This window comes from Paenibacillus sp. JNU01 (genome assembly GCF_059130585.1).
Window position 1 is genome coordinate 5,481,246 of sequence record NZ_CP169723.1, and the last position, 17,193, is coordinate 5,498,438.

General features: G+C 45.9%; 11 protein-coding genes. 9 read left to right on the forward strand and 2 right to left on the reverse strand.

Features of this window, described 5'->3' with window-relative positions; genetic code table 11:
- Positions 1 to 255 precede the first annotated feature (255 nt).
- From htpG to NLBNIHML_RS23815, 5 genes are all read left to right on the forward strand, one after another.
- Positions 256 to 2,136, forward strand: a complete 1,881-nt coding sequence (gene htpG, locus NLBNIHML_RS23795) for a molecular chaperone HtpG (RefSeq protein WP_494352936.1) — start codon at positions 256 to 258, stop codon at positions 2,134 to 2,136.
- 713 nt (positions 2,137 to 2,849) lie between these two features.
- A complete protein-coding gene (locus NLBNIHML_RS23800) occupies positions 2,850 to 4,265 on the forward strand; it encodes a deoxyguanosinetriphosphate triphosphohydrolase family protein (protein WP_105597648.1) in 1,416 nt (471 codons plus the stop codon).
- A gap of 21 nt (positions 4,266 to 4,286) precedes the next feature.
- On the forward strand, positions 4,287 to 5,342 hold the full coding sequence (locus tag NLBNIHML_RS23805; RefSeq protein ID WP_494352937.1) for an MsnO8 family LLM class oxidoreductase: 1,056 nt from the start codon (positions 4,287 to 4,289) through the stop codon (positions 5,340 to 5,342).
- 256 nt (positions 5,343 to 5,598) lie between these two features.
- Positions 5,599 to 7,311: a methyl-accepting chemotaxis protein gene (locus NLBNIHML_RS23810; protein ID WP_494352938.1), complete on the forward strand. Its 1,713-nt coding sequence runs from the start codon at positions 5,599 to 5,601 to the stop codon at positions 7,309 to 7,311.
- A gap of 268 nt (positions 7,312 to 7,579) precedes the next feature.
- The gene (locus NLBNIHML_RS23815; RefSeq protein ID WP_494352939.1) at positions 7,580 to 8,557 is read left to right on the forward strand and encodes a TRM11 family SAM-dependent methyltransferase; all 978 of its coding nucleotides are present in this window, start codon (positions 7,580 to 7,582) and stop codon (positions 8,555 to 8,557) included.
- Positions 8,558 to 8,896: 339 nt separating this feature from the next.
- Here the strand turns inward: NLBNIHML_RS23815 and NLBNIHML_RS23820 are convergent, their stop codons facing one another.
- Positions 8,897 to 9,853, reverse strand: coding sequence for a D-2-hydroxyacid dehydrogenase (locus tag NLBNIHML_RS23820; protein ID WP_494352940.1), 957 nt, complete (start codon positions 9,851 to 9,853; stop codon positions 8,897 to 8,899).
- Between the two features lie 206 nt (positions 9,854 to 10,059).
- Here NLBNIHML_RS23820 and thpR point away from each other — a divergent pair, with 206 nt between their 5' ends.
- A complete protein-coding gene (gene thpR / locus NLBNIHML_RS23825; RefSeq protein ID WP_494352941.1) occupies positions 10,060 to 10,662 on the forward strand; it encodes an RNA 2',3'-cyclic phosphodiesterase in 603 nt (200 codons plus the stop codon).
- A gap of 130 nt (positions 10,663 to 10,792) precedes the next feature.
- Positions 10,793 to 11,638 (forward strand): cell wall hydrolase, encoded by an 846-nt coding sequence (locus tag NLBNIHML_RS23830; protein ID WP_339240257.1) that lies wholly within the window; start codon positions 10,793 to 10,795, stop codon positions 11,636 to 11,638.
- A 275-nt stretch (positions 11,639 to 11,913) separates the two neighbouring features.
- Here the strand turns inward: NLBNIHML_RS23830 and NLBNIHML_RS23835 are convergent, their stop codons facing one another.
- Positions 11,914 to 13,128 (reverse strand): MGDG synthase family glycosyltransferase, encoded by a 1,215-nt coding sequence (locus NLBNIHML_RS23835; protein ID WP_339240259.1) that lies wholly within the window; start codon positions 13,126 to 13,128, stop codon positions 11,914 to 11,916.
- Between the two features lie 381 nt (positions 13,129 to 13,509).
- Between NLBNIHML_RS23835 and NLBNIHML_RS23840 the strand changes: the two genes are divergently transcribed.
- Positions 13,510 to 14,091 carry a TetR/AcrR family transcriptional regulator gene (locus NLBNIHML_RS23840; RefSeq protein ID WP_494354755.1) on the forward strand — a complete coding sequence of 194 codons (582 nt, stop codon included), beginning with the start codon at positions 13,510 to 13,512 and terminating at the stop codon, positions 14,089 to 14,091.
- 205 nt (positions 14,092 to 14,296) lie between these two features.
- On the forward strand, positions 14,297 to 16,579 hold the full coding sequence (locus NLBNIHML_RS23845) for a YhgE/Pip family protein (protein ID WP_494352942.1): 2,283 nt from the start codon (positions 14,297 to 14,299) through the stop codon (positions 16,577 to 16,579).
- Positions 16,580 to 17,193 lie beyond the last annotated feature (614 nt).

A 17,193-nucleotide genomic window follows, 5' to 3' on the forward strand; every position in this document is an offset into this window, starting at 1 on the left:
TTACTCCCTTATATAAAGGAATCAAAGAAATCTGGGGATAACAGCGATCCGAAAAACGATTCGTAACCGCAACGGCTACATGGCAGAACGTCATGCACTTATTTTTTGCAATGACTCATTAGTGTGAGTCACATTATCTGAGGACTAGAGCGCTCAAAGGTTTTTGAGTCTACTAATGGTCGCAGGTATATCTCAGTTATTTCTATTTTCAATCAAATCATTCGATATCCAAATCTGAAAGGAGTCCAACCATTCATGGCTAAAAAAGAATTCCAGGCAGAATCCAAACGTTTGCTGGATATGATGATCAACTCCATTTACACCCAAAGAGAAATCTTTTTGAGAGAATTGATCTCCAACTCCAGTGACGCCATTGATAAAATTTACTACAGAGCACTGACTGACGATACACTTGTTTTCAACAAAGAGGACTACTTCATCAAGCTTACCATCGACAAAGAAAATCGCACGCTCACACTGACGGATACCGGAATCGGGATGACACAGGAAGAGCTGGAGAACAATCTGGGCGTTATCGCGAAAAGCGGTTCCCTGGCGTTCAAGAAGGAAAATGAAGCCAAAGAAGGCCACAACATCATCGGACAATTCGGGGTTGGTTTCTACTCGGCATTTATGGTGGCGGACAAGCTAACCGTAACAAGTAAAACGCTGGGCAGCGACGAGGCTTGGAAATGGGAGTCCGAAGGCGCAGATGGATACACGATTACACCAGCTGAGAAAGATTCCGTAGGTACAGAGATCGTCCTGACGATCAAAGAAAATACCGAAGAAGATTCGTATGACGAATTTTTGGAAGAGTACCGCCTGAGATCCATCATCAAGAAATACTCCGACTTCATTCGCTACCCGATCAAGATGGATGTGACGGGTCAACGTCCGAAAGAGGGCACGGAGAACGAGTTCGAGGAATACCAAGAAGAGCAAACCGTGAACAGCATGGTACCGATCTGGCGTAAAAATAAAAGCGAATTAACCGAAGAAGATTACAATAACTTCTATATGGAAAAACGCTACGGTTTTGACAAACCGCTCAAACACCTGCACATCAGCGCAGATGGCGCTGTGGTATACAATGCAATCCTGTTTATACCGGAGAATACGCCGTTTGACTACTATACCAAAGAGTATGAAAAAGGCCTTGAACTCTACTCCAACGGTGTACTGATCATGGATAAATGCGGGGATCTGTTGCCAGATTACTTCGGATTTGTCAAAGGTATGGTGGATTCGGAAGACCTGTCCCTGAACATTTCCCGTGAGATGTTGCAACATGACCGTCAGCTTAGCCTGATCGCGAAGAACATTAAGAACAAAATCAAGAGCCAACTGCAAAGCCTGTTGAAGGACGAGCGTGAGAACTACGAGAAGTTCTACCAAGCGTTTGGTCGTCAATTGAAATATGGTGTATACAGCGACTATGGGGTGAACAAGGATACATTGCAGGATCTGCTGTTGTTCACGTCTTCCAAAGAGGGCAAACTTGTGAGCCTGGACGAATACGTCTCCAGAATGCCGGAAGATCAGAAGTACATCTACTATGCATCCGGTGAGTCCATTAGCCGGATCGAGAAGCTGCCACAGATCGAGGGTGTTCTTGAGAAAGGGTACGAAGTACTGTACTTTACCGATGACATCGACGAGTTCGCAATCAAGATGATCATGAACTACAAGGAAAAAGAGTTCAAATCCATCTCCAGTGGTGACCTGGGTATCGAAGATAGCGCGGACCAAGAAGAAACGGACGCTCAGGACAACGATAACAAAGAGCTGTTTGAAGCGATGCAAGCTCAATTGGCGGGTAAAGTCAAAGCCGTTAAAGCTTCCAAACGTCTCAGAAGCCACCCGGTATGTTTGTCTACTGAAGGTGAGCTGACGATTGAAATGGAGAAAATCCTGAAAGCTATGCCGAACAGTGAAAACGTACAAGCCGACAAAGTGCTGGAAATCAACGTGAATCACGATGTTTTCAAATCGCTGAAAGACGCTTTCGCACAGGATCAGGAAAAACTGAACCTCTACACAAGTCTGCTGTACCATCAGGCATTGCTGATTGAGGGATTGCCTATTCAGGATCCAGTAGAGTTTACTAACGATATCTGCAAGGTTATGGTGTAACAATCCGGCTACAAGGATGCAATAACAACCTTGATGCAAAAATTTACGCGGCTTCAAGAGTCACTGCGTGAACAATAAGTTTAGTAGCTAAATCGCAACGCTGCATCTACCATATTTATCCGACAGGGCATTGCTCCTGTCGGTTTTTGTTTTTTTACCCACAACGGGGTGGGCGTGGGGGAGGTAGACTATCATTGCAGCGATGGATAAACATCTTAATGGAATTCTTTAGTCATTCAAAAATGTGATGAAATCCCCTTTTCTAGGGGATGTGATGTCACTTAGATTGGGTGTGAATTAAACAGCAAAAGTAATGAAGGGGACGGAATCGATTCTGAAGAAGCGAAGCGTTTGCCTGAAAGCTTTCTGCAAGAAAGCTACATCGGAAGCACATGCTATTACCGAATTTCTCCCTTTCTAAAGGGAATCAAAGAAATTTGGGAATAACAGCGATCATAAGAACGATCCGTAACCGGAACGGCCACGCCAACTGTATCATGCACTTTTTTTTCATCATAAGTCACTTTCAATATAGAATCATGATCATTTAGGTGCACGAATGATAGTCTGGCAGGGTATAATAAAAGAATAGGACTGTTTATTACAAGTTGATGTAAGAAGAGATGACAATCGCAGACAGGTTTTACTTTTCGAAACCACAGATGTTGTGTATAATCACTCAAAATAGAGACAGTCGGCTAGGAGTGATCCCCATGCAATGGAACGATCTGAGAGAACATAGACAATATCCTGAACTAACCAAATTGGATGGATCTCGTGCAGCATACGAACGGGACTATTCCAGACTCATTCATTCACCGACCTTCCGTCGGTTACAGGGCAAATCACAGGTGTTTGGCGCAGGAACGGGGGATTATTATCGTACTCGTTTGACCCATTCCCTGGAGGTGGCGCAGATTGCCCGCGAGGCTGCCCGCAGCCTGATTCGTCGTTTTCCCGAGGTGGACTGGGACCGTGCCGATAACCCCGGCCTTATTATTGATTCAGAAGTGGTGGAGTGTGCTGCAATCGCACATGATTTCGGTCACCCGCCGTTTGGACATAAAGGTGAAGAAGTATTAGACGGTATTCTGGATGACCTCATTAACACCGAGGCTAAGAAAATTATGAAAAAAAGCCGCAGCGCCAAAGTTCCCAAGGTGGAGTCTGAGGTCCGTGCCGAGCTAAAACGGAAATATGAGCATTTTGAAGGAAATGCACACAATTTCCGTCTCATTATGCATTTGGAGAAGCGTGAGGATATCGACGGACTGAACCTGTCGGATGCGGTATTACTGGGAATCAATAAGTATCCGTACCCCGGGACAGAGAGCAAGAAAGGCATGTATCATCATGAGTGGCAATATATTCGTGAGATCCGTGAACGTTGGAACGTGCCGGCAGGCAAGAAGACGCTGGAAGCGCAGCTGATGGACTTATGCGACGACATTGCATACTCTTCGCATGACCTGGAGGATGGCATCAAAGCAGGCAAAATTGAAGTACACGAGCACTTCCTGCAAGATCCGCATGTGAATCGACTGATTGTGGATAAGATTACAACATTGGAGGATCTGTTCTGGAACGGATGGACTCGGGAAGCAATTGGGCAAAAGGTAGAAGAAGTGCTCGCTTCGTTCCTGCGCATCTGGAATGAAAAAATGCCGTTCTGCGAGCATGATTACTCGCGTACCCGACGTGAGGTGAAAGCTTATTGGGTGAGTTTCTTTGTAGGCAGCCTGGGTGTTATTGATGATGGTGACTGGAAGAAGGTTACCTTTGTCCGTGAAGGGGCTGAAGACCTTGATATGCTGCGTACGGTGAGTGTGCTTAAGAGTTTTGCATGGGTGACGATGATACGTGATCTGCGTGTGCAACGGCTACAGAAGCGAAGTGAGTGGATGATTAAGCGGTTATGGGATGCATTTCTGGATCCGGAAACGTCCAAATCTATTATTCCATCCGACTGGCTGCAGCGGTATGAGAAGGATCAGGCCAAAGCGCAACCGATCTGGACCTGGGAACATATGGTGATTGATTATATTGCAGGAATGACGGATGCATTTGCCGAGAAAATATACAATGAACTTTATGGACTGAAGGTAGGTTCCATCTACGATCTGGATTAAAATGAACCGATATAAAGGGAGATGAGACGCTTGGCTACAAGAATGAGTGAGACGTTCAGTCTGGGCGTACTTGACCTTGTTCCAAGGCTAAACGATGCCACAGCGGAACAGGCACTTCAACAATCTGTGGCACTTGCGCAACAGGCTGAGGCTTGGGGATACACCCGATACTGGACATCAGAGCATCATGATATAGCTGAACTGGCATCGGCCTCTCCCGAAGTACTGCTATCCCACATCGGAGCAAGAACGACAACGATCCAGCTTGGCTCAGGTGCGGTCCTGTTGCCACACTACAGTCCGCTCAAGGTTGCAGAGTCGTTCCGTCTGCTGGCCACCCTCTATCCGGGGCGCATTGAGCTTGGGCTCGGACGTGCTCCTGGCGGTGGTCCTCATGCGACGATGGCACTCAGTGGCAATTACTTGCAACATGTGTCCAAGCTGCCCGAATCACTTGCAGCACTGACCGAACTGCTTGAAGATCGATATACCTACGAGGATCATCCTGTGACGGCTCGTCCGATTCCCAAGCTTCCGTTATCGCTTTGGATGTTGGGAACCAACGTAAAGAGCGCAGAATTTGCGGCACGGTTCGGCATGGGCTATGTCTTTGGTCAATTCATGAGTGATGCTGATGGTACAGAGGCTGTAAGGCGATACCGAGAAGGATTTGTTCCCAGTGCAACCATGAAGGAACCTGAAGTTATGGTGGCAGTCAGCGTATTGTGTGCGGAGTCAGAGACGGATGCCTTGGCCTGGAGTCGTGACATGGCAGAGAGACGCAAGGCGGATGGAAAAGAACGTTTAAGCGAGCTGAATTCGAATAGTATCGGGGTCTCCGGCACGAATGATTCAGCCAGTGCTGGTCTTCATGAAGCTGAGCGGCACTATGCAGGTACACCTGAGCAGGTATGGGGTCAATTGGAACAAGTAAGTCGCAGGCTGGATACGGAGCGGTTGCTTCTGGTTACGGCAGGACCCGATTATGAGCGCAGGTTGAATTCTTACCGATTGCTGGCCGAGCAAAGACAGAGCAATCTTGAAGTAGACGAAGCACTTTATGATGCAAACCGTTAAAATTTGAATAAAGCGGAGAGCTGCAGATCGGGATGTAACCGTATGCTGCAGCTCTTTATTGTAGAATATGCCAAAATTCAACAAGACTTTACTAAATTAAGCTTCTTAATAACAAAATAATGTTATAATACTTTACGTCTATTTTCCTATCGATATAATATAGATAAGTTCTTTTGACAAGAGGTCAAAAGAAGGGGAAAACAATGACAAAAGCACCTGAATTCGGGATGACCGAAGAGGTCAAGGGGGAAATCATATGTTCAGCAGATTTAAGATCAAAAGTATCGGTCTGCGTATCAGCATCGCGTTCTACTTGTTAATCCTCTGTTTGATTGTTTTGAGTGTCACCATTGTCACCCGTATGAATTCAATCGAATCCAACACAAATGAGATTACAAACAATTGGATGCCATCAATCCAGCAAATTAACCGGTTAAACTACACTACGGAGCACGTTCTTTCGCTAAGTTATCGTCACTTTGACGCGGATACATCGGACAAGGGAACTTTGTCAGAAGAGCGTACCAAGTATATTCGTGAAACAACACAGGCGATTAAAATTTATGACCAGCAGGAAAAGTCTGCGGAGGAACTTGAACACTGGAATGCGTTCAAGAACAAATGGGAAGCGTATCTTAAGATTAATACGCAAGCAATCAAGCTGAGTGATGAGGGTCAGACACAGCTGGCCAAGGAAGTCGCTGAAAAAGGTGCAGACTCCTTTGACGCCATGCAAGTCGATCTGGATTATCTTGTGGAATACAATCAGAAACAGTCCGATATTGCGGCGGCCCAAACGATCAGATCGGTTCAGGATGGTAGAATAATCATTATTATCGGTGTTCTTGTCATGATTGTCATTACAGCGATCAGTATTCCGATTATTCGTTCACAGGTCGTGAAACCACTGTTGCGTGTTATTAGTGCGGTGAAACTGATTGCAGAAGGCCAATTGAATGTACAGGATATACATACCAGACATGAGGACGAAGTCGGTGTTCTGGCCAAAGCGGTGAATGACATGAAAGGTAACCTGACTTCCATGGTTCTGAGCGTTAGACGAATTGCGGAAGCTGTCAATCGTCAGAGCGGGGAACTGGCAATCTCCTCCGAAGAGGTTAAGATTGGCAGTCGCCAAATTGCTGTGACCATGGAAGAGTCGGCCAAGGCTGCGGAAAGTCAGGCAGAGACAGCGGTGGAATCAGCTCGTACGGTTGAAGTGCTGAATGATCACATCCAGAATCATACGGAGCAAGGCAGTCAGCTACGCGTCATGTCGGATCTTGTACTGGAGCAAGGGCTGAATGGTCGCAAGGCGATGGAACAGTCAGTTCAGCAGATGCAACAGATTTCTGGAGCGGTCTCAACTTCCATGAACAAAATGGAACGGCTGAATCGTAAGAATGAAGATATCTCCAAGCTGGTTCAGGTCATTCATGACATTGCACGCCAAACCAACCTGCTGGCATTGAATGCTTCCATTGAAGCAGCCCGTGCGGGAGAGAGTGGACGCGGGTTCGCCGTAGTGGCCTCAGAAGTGCGGAAGTTATCGGAAGCTGTGCAGACTTCGGTCGAAGAGATCACGGCGATTACCGAGGATATTCAGCAGGAGTCACAAGGGGTGGTTGCGGAATTGCGTACAGGCGTTCAGGAGACCGAACTGGGTCAGGAACATGTACTTGCTTCAGGTCAGCTCTTCCGTACGATTAATGAATCGGTGGAAGGCATGGTAGGTGTGATCAGCACCATGACAGATGGCCTCGCGGGAATGCAGGAAGCAAGCGGACGAATGAATGATTTCAGTCAGCAGATTTCGGCTGTTTCGGAACAATCAGCAGCAAGTGTGGAAGAAGTTTCTGCATCGGCGGAAGAGCAGGTCAGTTCCATGGAAACGATTAGTGGCAACATTCAAAGTCTGAAAGAATTATCGGAAGATTTGCTAACATCCATTGAAAAATTGAAAATATAACCTTCTTCTTATAATAGAAGAAACTGGCTCATGCATTGGGGGTCAGTTGAGAATCTCAAAATAAAATAAGGTGTTCCTCGATCCTGGGGACACCTTATTTTTTTCTTTCCAAATAGTTACCTCCAAAGAAATGGATAGTTGTCTAGCAGTCTAACATTGTATACAATGACTACCTGAAGCATTCGTAACAGCTGATATTTGATATGTATACACTGAGCTACTATCTATATAGAAGAAACATGATTAATGAAGGAAGGAGAGGAGAATTTTGCCTGATGAAACACTTGGTAGTTACACTACTTCTGGGAAATACCTCTACACCTTTGCTTGCCACGAGAACGAGCGTGAATTATGCATGCTGGAGCTGAATACGTTGCTTGAACCGAGTTCAGAGATCGGTATGGATAGGGGAGCATATGTGTGGTCTGAACGACATATATCACCTGGACGTAGTCCTTTTATCCATGGCAGATTAGATGTAATCGGTGAAGGCAATACGGTGAATGACCTACTCCCTCTTGCCAAAGAGATTCAGCTGTTGCCAGAAGAGACATTTAAGGTGATTTGTCTGAAAGAAGGGGATCATGCCCCTGATTATGCACAGTCTCGTCAACTGGAAAAAGAAGTCGGCATGTGCATTAAAGGCAAGGCACAGATGAAGCAACCAAAAGTGACTTTCGGCCTAATCCAAACAGGAGAAAAATGGATCTTGGGCCAGTGGACAGAAGCTGATCGATCATGGCAGATACATCGGCAGAAGCCGCAAAACTACTCGACGGGATTTGGCATCACGCTTGCCAGAGCGCTGGTGAATATTGCTGTTCCGAACGTGGAAAACCATCGATTACTTGATCCCTGCTGCGGTATGGGAACAGTTGTCATTGAAGCTTTATCCATGGGAATTGATGCGAGAGGTAACGACTTGAATCCTCTGGCTGTCCGAGGTGCACGTATCAATCTGCCGCATTATGGATATGATTCGGATCGAATCACGTTAGGGGATATGAATGAACTGCAAGATCGGTATGATGCAGCGATTTTGGACATGCCCTATAATCTCTGTTCTGTACTCCCAGATGCTGAGCAACGAGACATGCTGAAGAGCTTGCGCAGATTGACCCAGCGGGCAGTGATTGTTTCCACAGAGTGGGTAGAAGAGCACTTGTTGGAAGCGGGATGGACAGTAAAAGAGTACCGAACAGTAAACAAAGGCACGTTTATACGTCATATCTGGTTGTGCGTGTAAGTATAAAAAAAACAAAACTCTACCTCTAAGGAAATTTCCAGAGGTAGAGTTTTTTTACTGTGTACATTTTAATTGAACTAACGATTTACACGAGAAACGTAGAGGACAGAAAAAACTGAAGAAGCGGAGCTAAATTTTCTGCAAGAAAGCTGCATCGTAAGCATACTCTTCGCCTTTGTTCACAGATTTTCACTTTTCTAAAAGTGAGTCAAAAAAATCTGGGAATAACAGTGAGCGGAAGGTTGTTCTGTCATCGGAGTTGTAAGTGTAAATATTGTTTAGTTCAATTGATATCGTTGATCTGATTTGCACAATATTGCATGGGAACGGATGTTTGTGTTAATATTTATGACTATAATCCACCAGGTTAAGCGGAAGTGTCTGGCCAGCTATATAAGCTTCCAGATTTTTGACGAAAATATCGAGGGCACGATCCGTGTATTGCTCCGTGCTTCCTGCGATATGTGGCGTCATTAAGACGTTATCCATGCCCCATAACGGGTGGTCTGCCGGAAGGGGTTCTTCTTCGAACACGTCCAGTGCGGCGAAGGCAACCTGTCCGTTTTGGAGTGCATTCAGCAAGGCTTCCGTTTTCACACTGGGGCCGCGGCCCACATTGACGAAACATGCACCAGATTGGAAATGCTCAAATGCAGTTTGATCATATATATGTTTGGTTTCATCGGTCAACGGTAAAATATTAATCACATAATCGCCTTGGCTCAAGGCTTCATGCAGCCCGGTCATGTCGTACATCTGATCCACGTTGGGCACATCTTTGCCTGAGCGACGAACTCCGATCGTTCGCATGCCGAGTGCTTTGAGGATGCGGGCTGTTTCGGTTCCAATCTCACCTACACCAACGATGACCGCTGTTTTGCCGTGCAGTTCGGGTAGGGGGGTGGCGGGAGCTTTCCATTCGGACTGCTGTTGATGCAACATGGCTTGTCTCAGCCAGCGACTGTGGGATAACATCATGCCCAGAATAATTTCGGTGATTGGAATGGCGTGAACTCCATTTGCACTGGTGACCTGAATGTTCTTCTGCTGCAAATCTGCAAAAGGAAGATTGTCCACACCAGCGGACCAGACCTGAACCCACTTCAACAGGCTGTCCTGTCTCAATGCATGTTCAGTGACAAGAGGTGACCAACCGAGGATAATCTCAGCCTCTTTCAACTCAGCAGGGTCCAAGTCCTTGGCTTTTCCGAATGTCAGGGTGTACCCCGGTGCGACGTTCTGAATGCGTTGTTTCTGTTCTTCGGATAGAGATGGAAAACATACAATTTTACCCATAATGTGTGGTCCTCCTGAGATCAATAGTTTGATAAGTTTGATAATTGAAGTGTATCAGATTTGATGTTGGATGTGCATAAGGTGGTAAATGCAGGAATCTAGCCTTATTTGCAAATGGTTATCTTTGTGTCACTCTATACTTACCCAACTTGAAACGATATGTATAGTTATGAAATAATAGAGCGAACTTTAGAGAGGTGTATGCAATGAATAACCAATCACATCAGGATCATTCATCCCGACGGGAAAGATTGTTTGTGGCGATTCGTCTTCCTGGTCCTGTTCAGCAGTCTCTTCAGATGGATGCGAGGCTTGTACAGAACAAGCTTGATTTTCGTAAATGGACAGATCATCGGGATTATCATATAACCTTGCAATTTCTTGGGGATACACTTGTTAGTGAGATTGGACATCTTCGGAAAGCGTTGCGCTCAGTAGCAGTTGAATTCCAGGCGTTTGAACTTCAGCTTGCGGATTGGGGCACATTTGGACTTGAAGAAGCGCCTAAAGTGTTATGGAAGGGTGTTAGCGGAGAGATGGATCGGTTGATTTCATTGCAAAAACAAATCGTTCAGGCCACATCGACTCTTGGATTCGAAGCTGAATTAAGAACATATGCTCCCCACATCACCGTTGCTAGAAAATATCTGGGACAACTCCCAGGTAATGAGAATAAAGGGGTATCTGGAGTGCTTCCGGAACATGCCTCAGGTGTTAATTCATGGATGGTGGAGGACATTGTACTTTATGTGACAAGGCTTGGACAATCTCCAATGTATGAGGTCGTGGACACGTTCTCTTTTTCCTGATAATCATTTTTATGCCATAAAATCACATTGACATTACGTTTATCCCTATGTAATATTAGCCATCGTTATTCAAATTCTTTTTTTTGGGTTACTTAGATAAGGGAAATGTTTCGACAGGAGGAATCTTCGAATGAACATTATAAGCAAGAATCGTTGGGTAGCACCGATGTTATCAGTGCTGCTTGTATGTATAGTGGGGGTAAATGTCGTTCAGGCGACGGGGAAGTGGAATGAAGCTAGTGATAGTAAACAGATGACCGAACTTGCGGCTTCTGTGCAAAATAACCAAACATCTGCGCAAGAAGAGAGGCGCATGATGGAAGATGGGACAAGTCTGTCTACACAAACCGTAGCGTGGACTGAATCTCTGCCAGCGAAGAACTGGTTGACGACTGCTCAAGAAAAGCAGGAATTGCAAGAAGCCAAGGCCAAGAACAAAGCTAGAGCTGTAGCTGCGGCCAAAGCCAAAAAAGAAGCTGCACTGAAATTGGCCAAAGTGGAACGTGCCAAAGCGGTGGCTGCTGTAACAACTCCCCCCCAAAAACTATACTTTACGCGGACCAAACTTCTGAACCAGGAAGACTCGAAACTCGCAACCTGGTCATACAGTGTGTCCGATAAAGAACTGCATCTGCTGCAAAAAATCGTCATGGCAGAGGCGGAAGGTGAACCGTACGAAGGCAAAGTGGCAGTTGCCAATGTTGTCTTAAACCGGCTGCGGTCAGCCAATTTTCCCGATACCATTTACAAGGTGATCTATCAGAAATCCCAGTTCAGTCCTGTAGCGAACGGACGTTTGAAACGTGTGGTTCCCAATGAGGACAGTATCAAAGCAGTGAATGCTGCGCTGAACGGGAAGAAGGAAGTTGCCGATGATACGTATTATTTCTTATCATTGACGCTTGCGGACGATCTGACAGTTGCCCGCTCGCAGAAAAAAGTAAAAACGATCGGTCATCATACTTTCTACAAGTAATCGACCCGTAAATTCTGCAAACAGGCAGGGTAGTTAACAGTGTGTGCTTCACACGGCCCTTTAAAAAGCCTGAATCGTAGTTTTATTTCGTTATTTAAAATATGGTTATACTCTAAATTACCCTTTTTTCTGCCAAATCATACGGTCGAAATCAATGAAAATAAAAGAAGGTTCCCTTCCAATAATTCGGAAGGGAACCTTCTTTGTATATCGTGAGCACTTGCCTTGTCCTCTATAAAACCTCATGAGAGCTGTTCTATAGGTCCATAGAGACGTTAGAATGGGATTCTGGTACCTGACAAGGACGTGGCAGCAATTCCGGCTGAGAATCGCTCTACGGGTGTTTTCGTAACTTCGGCTGTCGTCGGGAATAATAAATCATGAACAGCTTGGGCGCAACACGTTGGATCATAGGCTGAACGGCTGCCGGTAATATGTGCTACGTTCAGCGGGCTTTCAGCTTGAGTGGATGCCTGTTCACAGAGTTGGCTGAAACGTTTGGTAATCACATCGGCAGAGTGGATGACCTGGCCGTATCCGGCTTGTACAAAGTATTCACAGTTCTCTTCCTCTTGACCCGCCAGCGGAGGAATGAACAGCATGGGTAACCGCTTAGCCAACGCTTCGGTACATGTCATGCCACCAGGCTTCGTGATTAGCACATCGGATACATCCATCAGTTTGCTTACTTCACGGGTATATCCCAGAATACGAATATTAGGGTGCTGGAAGCAAGGCATCTCCTTCATTTTTGCAATCATTTTCTCGTTGCTACCAAGACAGAACACCAATTGAACACGATCTGCCCAGGACGTGAGAGCTTTCATATGATCCTCATCAAAAGAAAGTCCCCAGCCTCCACCCATAAGCAGTGCGGTAGGCATGTTCTGAAGCCCCATCTCTTGCCGCAACTTTACTTTGTCACCCGCTTCCCAGAAGTCAGGATGCACAGGAATTCCCGTGATCTGAATGTGGGAGGGATCGACCCCTCGAATTTCAAGTAATGCTTTGACCTGAGGGGTGGAGACCAGATATTTATTCACTTCCGGATTAATCCATGTTCCATGCACGTCATAATCCGTCACGACGGTATAGAGCGGGATATTCAGGCCCTGGCGTTTGAGCCGGGAGATCACTGCATTTGGAAAAGGATGGGTACAGATCACCGCATCTGGTTTCAGTTGGGATACGACCTGTGCTGTCTGTGTATAGAAAATTCGATGCAACGCCAGCTTGGTAAAGCCATTTAATGACTTGTTGTACTGTGTGCGGTACAACAGACTGACCAGTTTGGGTTGAACCGACAGTGTCTTCCGATATGCAGAAAAGATTAATGGAGCTACCGTTGGGTTTAAAAATTTGCCTAGTTCAATGACACGACTGTGAACATGTGGACTGACTTTTTTGATGCCATGTGCCAGCGCATGAGCGGCCTGAGTGTGACCGGTACCGAATCCTTCCGATAATAAGAGCACTCTTGGTTTTCGCATGAGTTCACCTTTATTCATAAGTTTTAATTCATAATGAAGATATTCATCGTTTTCGTTAGCTATGGATCATACATTACTACATGAATATACATTGAAGCGCAGAATCATGTTTCATCCATAAATATTTACACCATATCTCTTGGTCTGAGACAGTCTGGCTTCATTTATATACGTATGTTTGAGTCATCTTACACTATAGACGACGACAGAAGGAGTTTCCACTGCATTTCGGTTAAAAAAAATTAACACAATATTTAAAATGTTAGGGTTGCAATCTTATTGCTGAGGTGGTAATGTATATTTTGACCGAATGACCAAATTGTATTTTTGGTCATTTATGTAGGACGAATGAACATTGAATGGAGTAAAAGGAGGGATATGATGGCTCCGATTGACAGGAGACAGCAGGTTATTCATGCAGCAGCCCAGTCGTTTGCCATGTTTGGATACAAAGCAACTACGATGGACCAGGTCGCCAAGATTGCGAACGTGGGCAAAGGAACGATCTATACGTTTTTCACCAACAAGGAACAATTGTTTGATCAGATTCTGGTAGAAGTGATTCAGGAAATGAAGAACATCGCACATCGTGAAGTGCATCAGGAAAGTGCATTTTTTGATAATCTCTTTCGGGTGCTGGATGCGTTGTTGGAATTCCGCCGTGATCACGAACTGCTGGTTAAGTTATCACAGGAATTGAAGGACTTTGGAACACTGCAGGCCAAGGAAGGTTTGGACAAAGTGGAGAAAGTTATTTCCGATTTTCTGGCCCGGGAGCTTGAGAAAGCGAAGGATAATGGAGAGATTCGGGATTGTGATCCGCAAGTGGTCGCTTTTATGATGATTCGCTTGTATATTGCACTCACCTCTGATTGGAACAAACAACATCAACCACTGAGCAAAGAGGAAATCAAGAATTACTTTCGCCTTTTCTTAATGGAAGGAATTGCTGCTGTAATGTAATCCGAATTTATTCTACTATAAATAAGGGTTATCATACATGTGTGGCAGCGAGGCTTGTCGGAAGACAGGTTTGTTTTTTGCTTCAAATTGACCGTTTGAGGAAAATGGTCACTTCGTGTTTCGGTAATTTTTCTGGAACGCGACATTTTATTTCATTATAGTTATTCCTGCTCATGAAGCAGAGAGATTAAGGGGAGAAAATGACATGAAATCTTTATCCGTGTTTTTCAAGGATGTGGGATCGGCCGTGAGAAACCCGAAGGTGTTGATCCCTGTTATTGCAATTATGTTTATACCGATCCTGTATAGTGGCATCTATCTGGCGGCTTATTGGGACCCATATGGTCATGTGGATGAGATGCCGGTTGCCGTTGTCAATCTGGATAAAGGCGCAGAGCTGGAGGGCAAATCGCTTCATGTAGGTAATGATCTGGTGGATGAGCTGAAGAAAAATGCAGATTTCAAATGGGACTTTGTCAGTGCGAGCCAAGCCAAAGAAGGCATGAGTAATGACAAATATTATATGCAAATTACGATTCCGGAGAACTTCTCATCCCAAGCAACAACGTTGCTCGATGACAAGCCAGCACCGGCTGACCTGATCTATGAACCGAATGGCAATTACAGCTTTGTCGGGGCACAGATCGGCAAGACTGCGATTAAGGATCTGAAAGCGAAAGTATCAGCCAAAGTAACGGAATCCTATGCAGAGACTTTGCTCGACAAGTTCTCCGAAGTATCTGATGGCTTAGCGGAGGCGGGTGATGGAGCTGGTGAACTGAATACCGGCGCAGGCAAACTGGATGATGGTGCAGTTAAGCTCAAGGATAACTTGGCGAAGCTTGCATCCGGGACGCTTGAACTTCAGGAAGGACTTTCTCCATTAAGTGATGGGGTTAACGCGTTGCACACGGGTGCGACCAAGCTTGAAAGTGGAACAACGAATCTTGTATCGGGTCTGCAACAGCTTCAGGCAGCCGCTTCGAGCCAGCTTCAGAGCGGAGCAGATCAGTTGAAGGATGGCAGTGCCAAGTTGGAAACGGGCCTTCAATCTTCACTGGATGGTACAAGTAAGTTGCAGGCTGGCCTGGCATCGTCAGAACAGGGCAGTGCGAAGCTGTCTGACGGTCTGCAAAGTGCCGTTCAGGGCAGCGGTACACTGGCAACAGGCCTGCAATCGGCTGTGGATGGCAGTGGGAAGGTTGCGGACGGAGCACAGAGCGTAGCCGCCGGATTGAAGCAGCTTGCTGCATCGAACCCGGAACTCGCCGAAAATGCGGATGTACAGAAACTGCTTGCGGCGAGTGAAGCGGTTGCTGATGGAAGTGCGCAACTGCATGAGAGCGAGCAGAAGCTTGCACAGGGTGCAGATCAGCTGCATCAGGGTAACCAGCAGTTGGCCGCGGGTGCATCCGAGCTCCATGGTGGTCAGAAGCAACTACTTGCTGGTGCAGACCAGCTGGTAGATGGACAGAAGCAATTGCTGGCTGGAGCCGGACAGCTTAGTCAAGGGGGAGCGAAACTCTCCGATGGTCTGAAGCAGTTCAGCGGCAAATTGGGTGATGCTGCAAGTGGCGGTACATTGTTGGCGAATGGTGCCAAGCAGCTGGGCTCAGGTACAACAGCTTTGCAAACGGGTGTGGGCAAACTCAGTGGTGCCGTTAGTTCACTAACCGATGGTTCCAAGCAACTGGGTGATGGCGCAGGCAAACTGGCTGACGGTCTTACTGAGCTAAAAGATGGTTCAAGTGAACTGGCAACCAAGCTGAATGATGCCGCGCAGAAAACATCCGAAGTGAAGAAAACGGATGATGTGGTGAACATGTTCGCTGAACCGGTGAACTCCTCGGAGAACACGGCAGAGAACGTGAGCAATTATGGTACAGGATTGACACCGTTCTTCCTGTCGATCGGTCTGTTTGTGGGATCATTGATTTCGACGATTGTATTAAAAATGCGGGAAACGTCCGTACCTGGTGCAACAGGCTGGAATCGTTTTGTCAGCCGGACACTGGTATTTGGCTCCGTGAGTATCTTCCAATCGGTTATCGTGGCAAGCTTCATGTTATATGGTCTTGGACTGGAGACGCACAGTGTAGGGCTGTTCTATCTGTTTACCATTATTACAGGGCTGACCTTCATGTTGATCGTTCAGGCGCTTGTAACCTGGCTGGATCTGCCTGGACGTTATGTTGTCATTCTGCTGCTGGTCTTCCAACTTGCGGCTAGTGCAGGTACATTCCCGGTAGAACTGATTCCATCGTGGCTTCAGGCATTTAGCCCTTGGTTGCCAATGACACACAGCATTATGGGCTTCAAAGCTGTTGTATCGAGTGGTAATCTGGATGTGATGTGGCATCAGGCAGGAATTCTTAGTATCTATGCAGGTGTATCTATTCTGCTGACGCTTGCTTACTTCCTTTGGAATGGCAGACGTCCGAAAAAAGAAGTCGAACAGGCTGATTCCGGTCAAGTTGTGACGGCATAAGTCGAACCTGATCTTCAGCAGGGTCATATTTTTGAATAAAAACTTTATTTTCTTGTAGTGAAATTATGCAATATAGTAGTCAAATAGTGCAAATAGCCTGTGACCCCAAAAAGGGGTTACAGGCTATTTTGTATACAAATGCATAAAGAAGTAAAGATTCGCTGGCTTCCACAGTGGAAATTTGGTTGAATTATGGATAAACGCAGGCGGTACATGGAACGATTTTCTTCTGTCAGCAATTTAATTCAGTTGTACTCTGGCTTAAAAAGTGTATAATTATTCGAAAAAGAGATGAATTTAAACGTCACTACTGTAAAGCTGTACTGCAAAACATTTCTTATCAGAGGTATTAAAAAGTTTAAATTGCGCTGATGTTAGGTCGGTGTTAAAATAATAGAACTATATCAAAAAAACGTCGCTCCATTTCAGTAGCCGTGCCAGCGGCTGCGTGTTGATTTATACATGATGCTGTTTGCCGGATCGTCCGGATCAGCCCAACTCATTCAATGGCTTCTGCCCAATAGCAGGCTTATTTTTGACAGTCTCATGCTGTCACCTCTTCTATCTAGCAGGCTCTATCGCAAGCGAAAGGCCAGCTCCTCCCGTTTCATTGT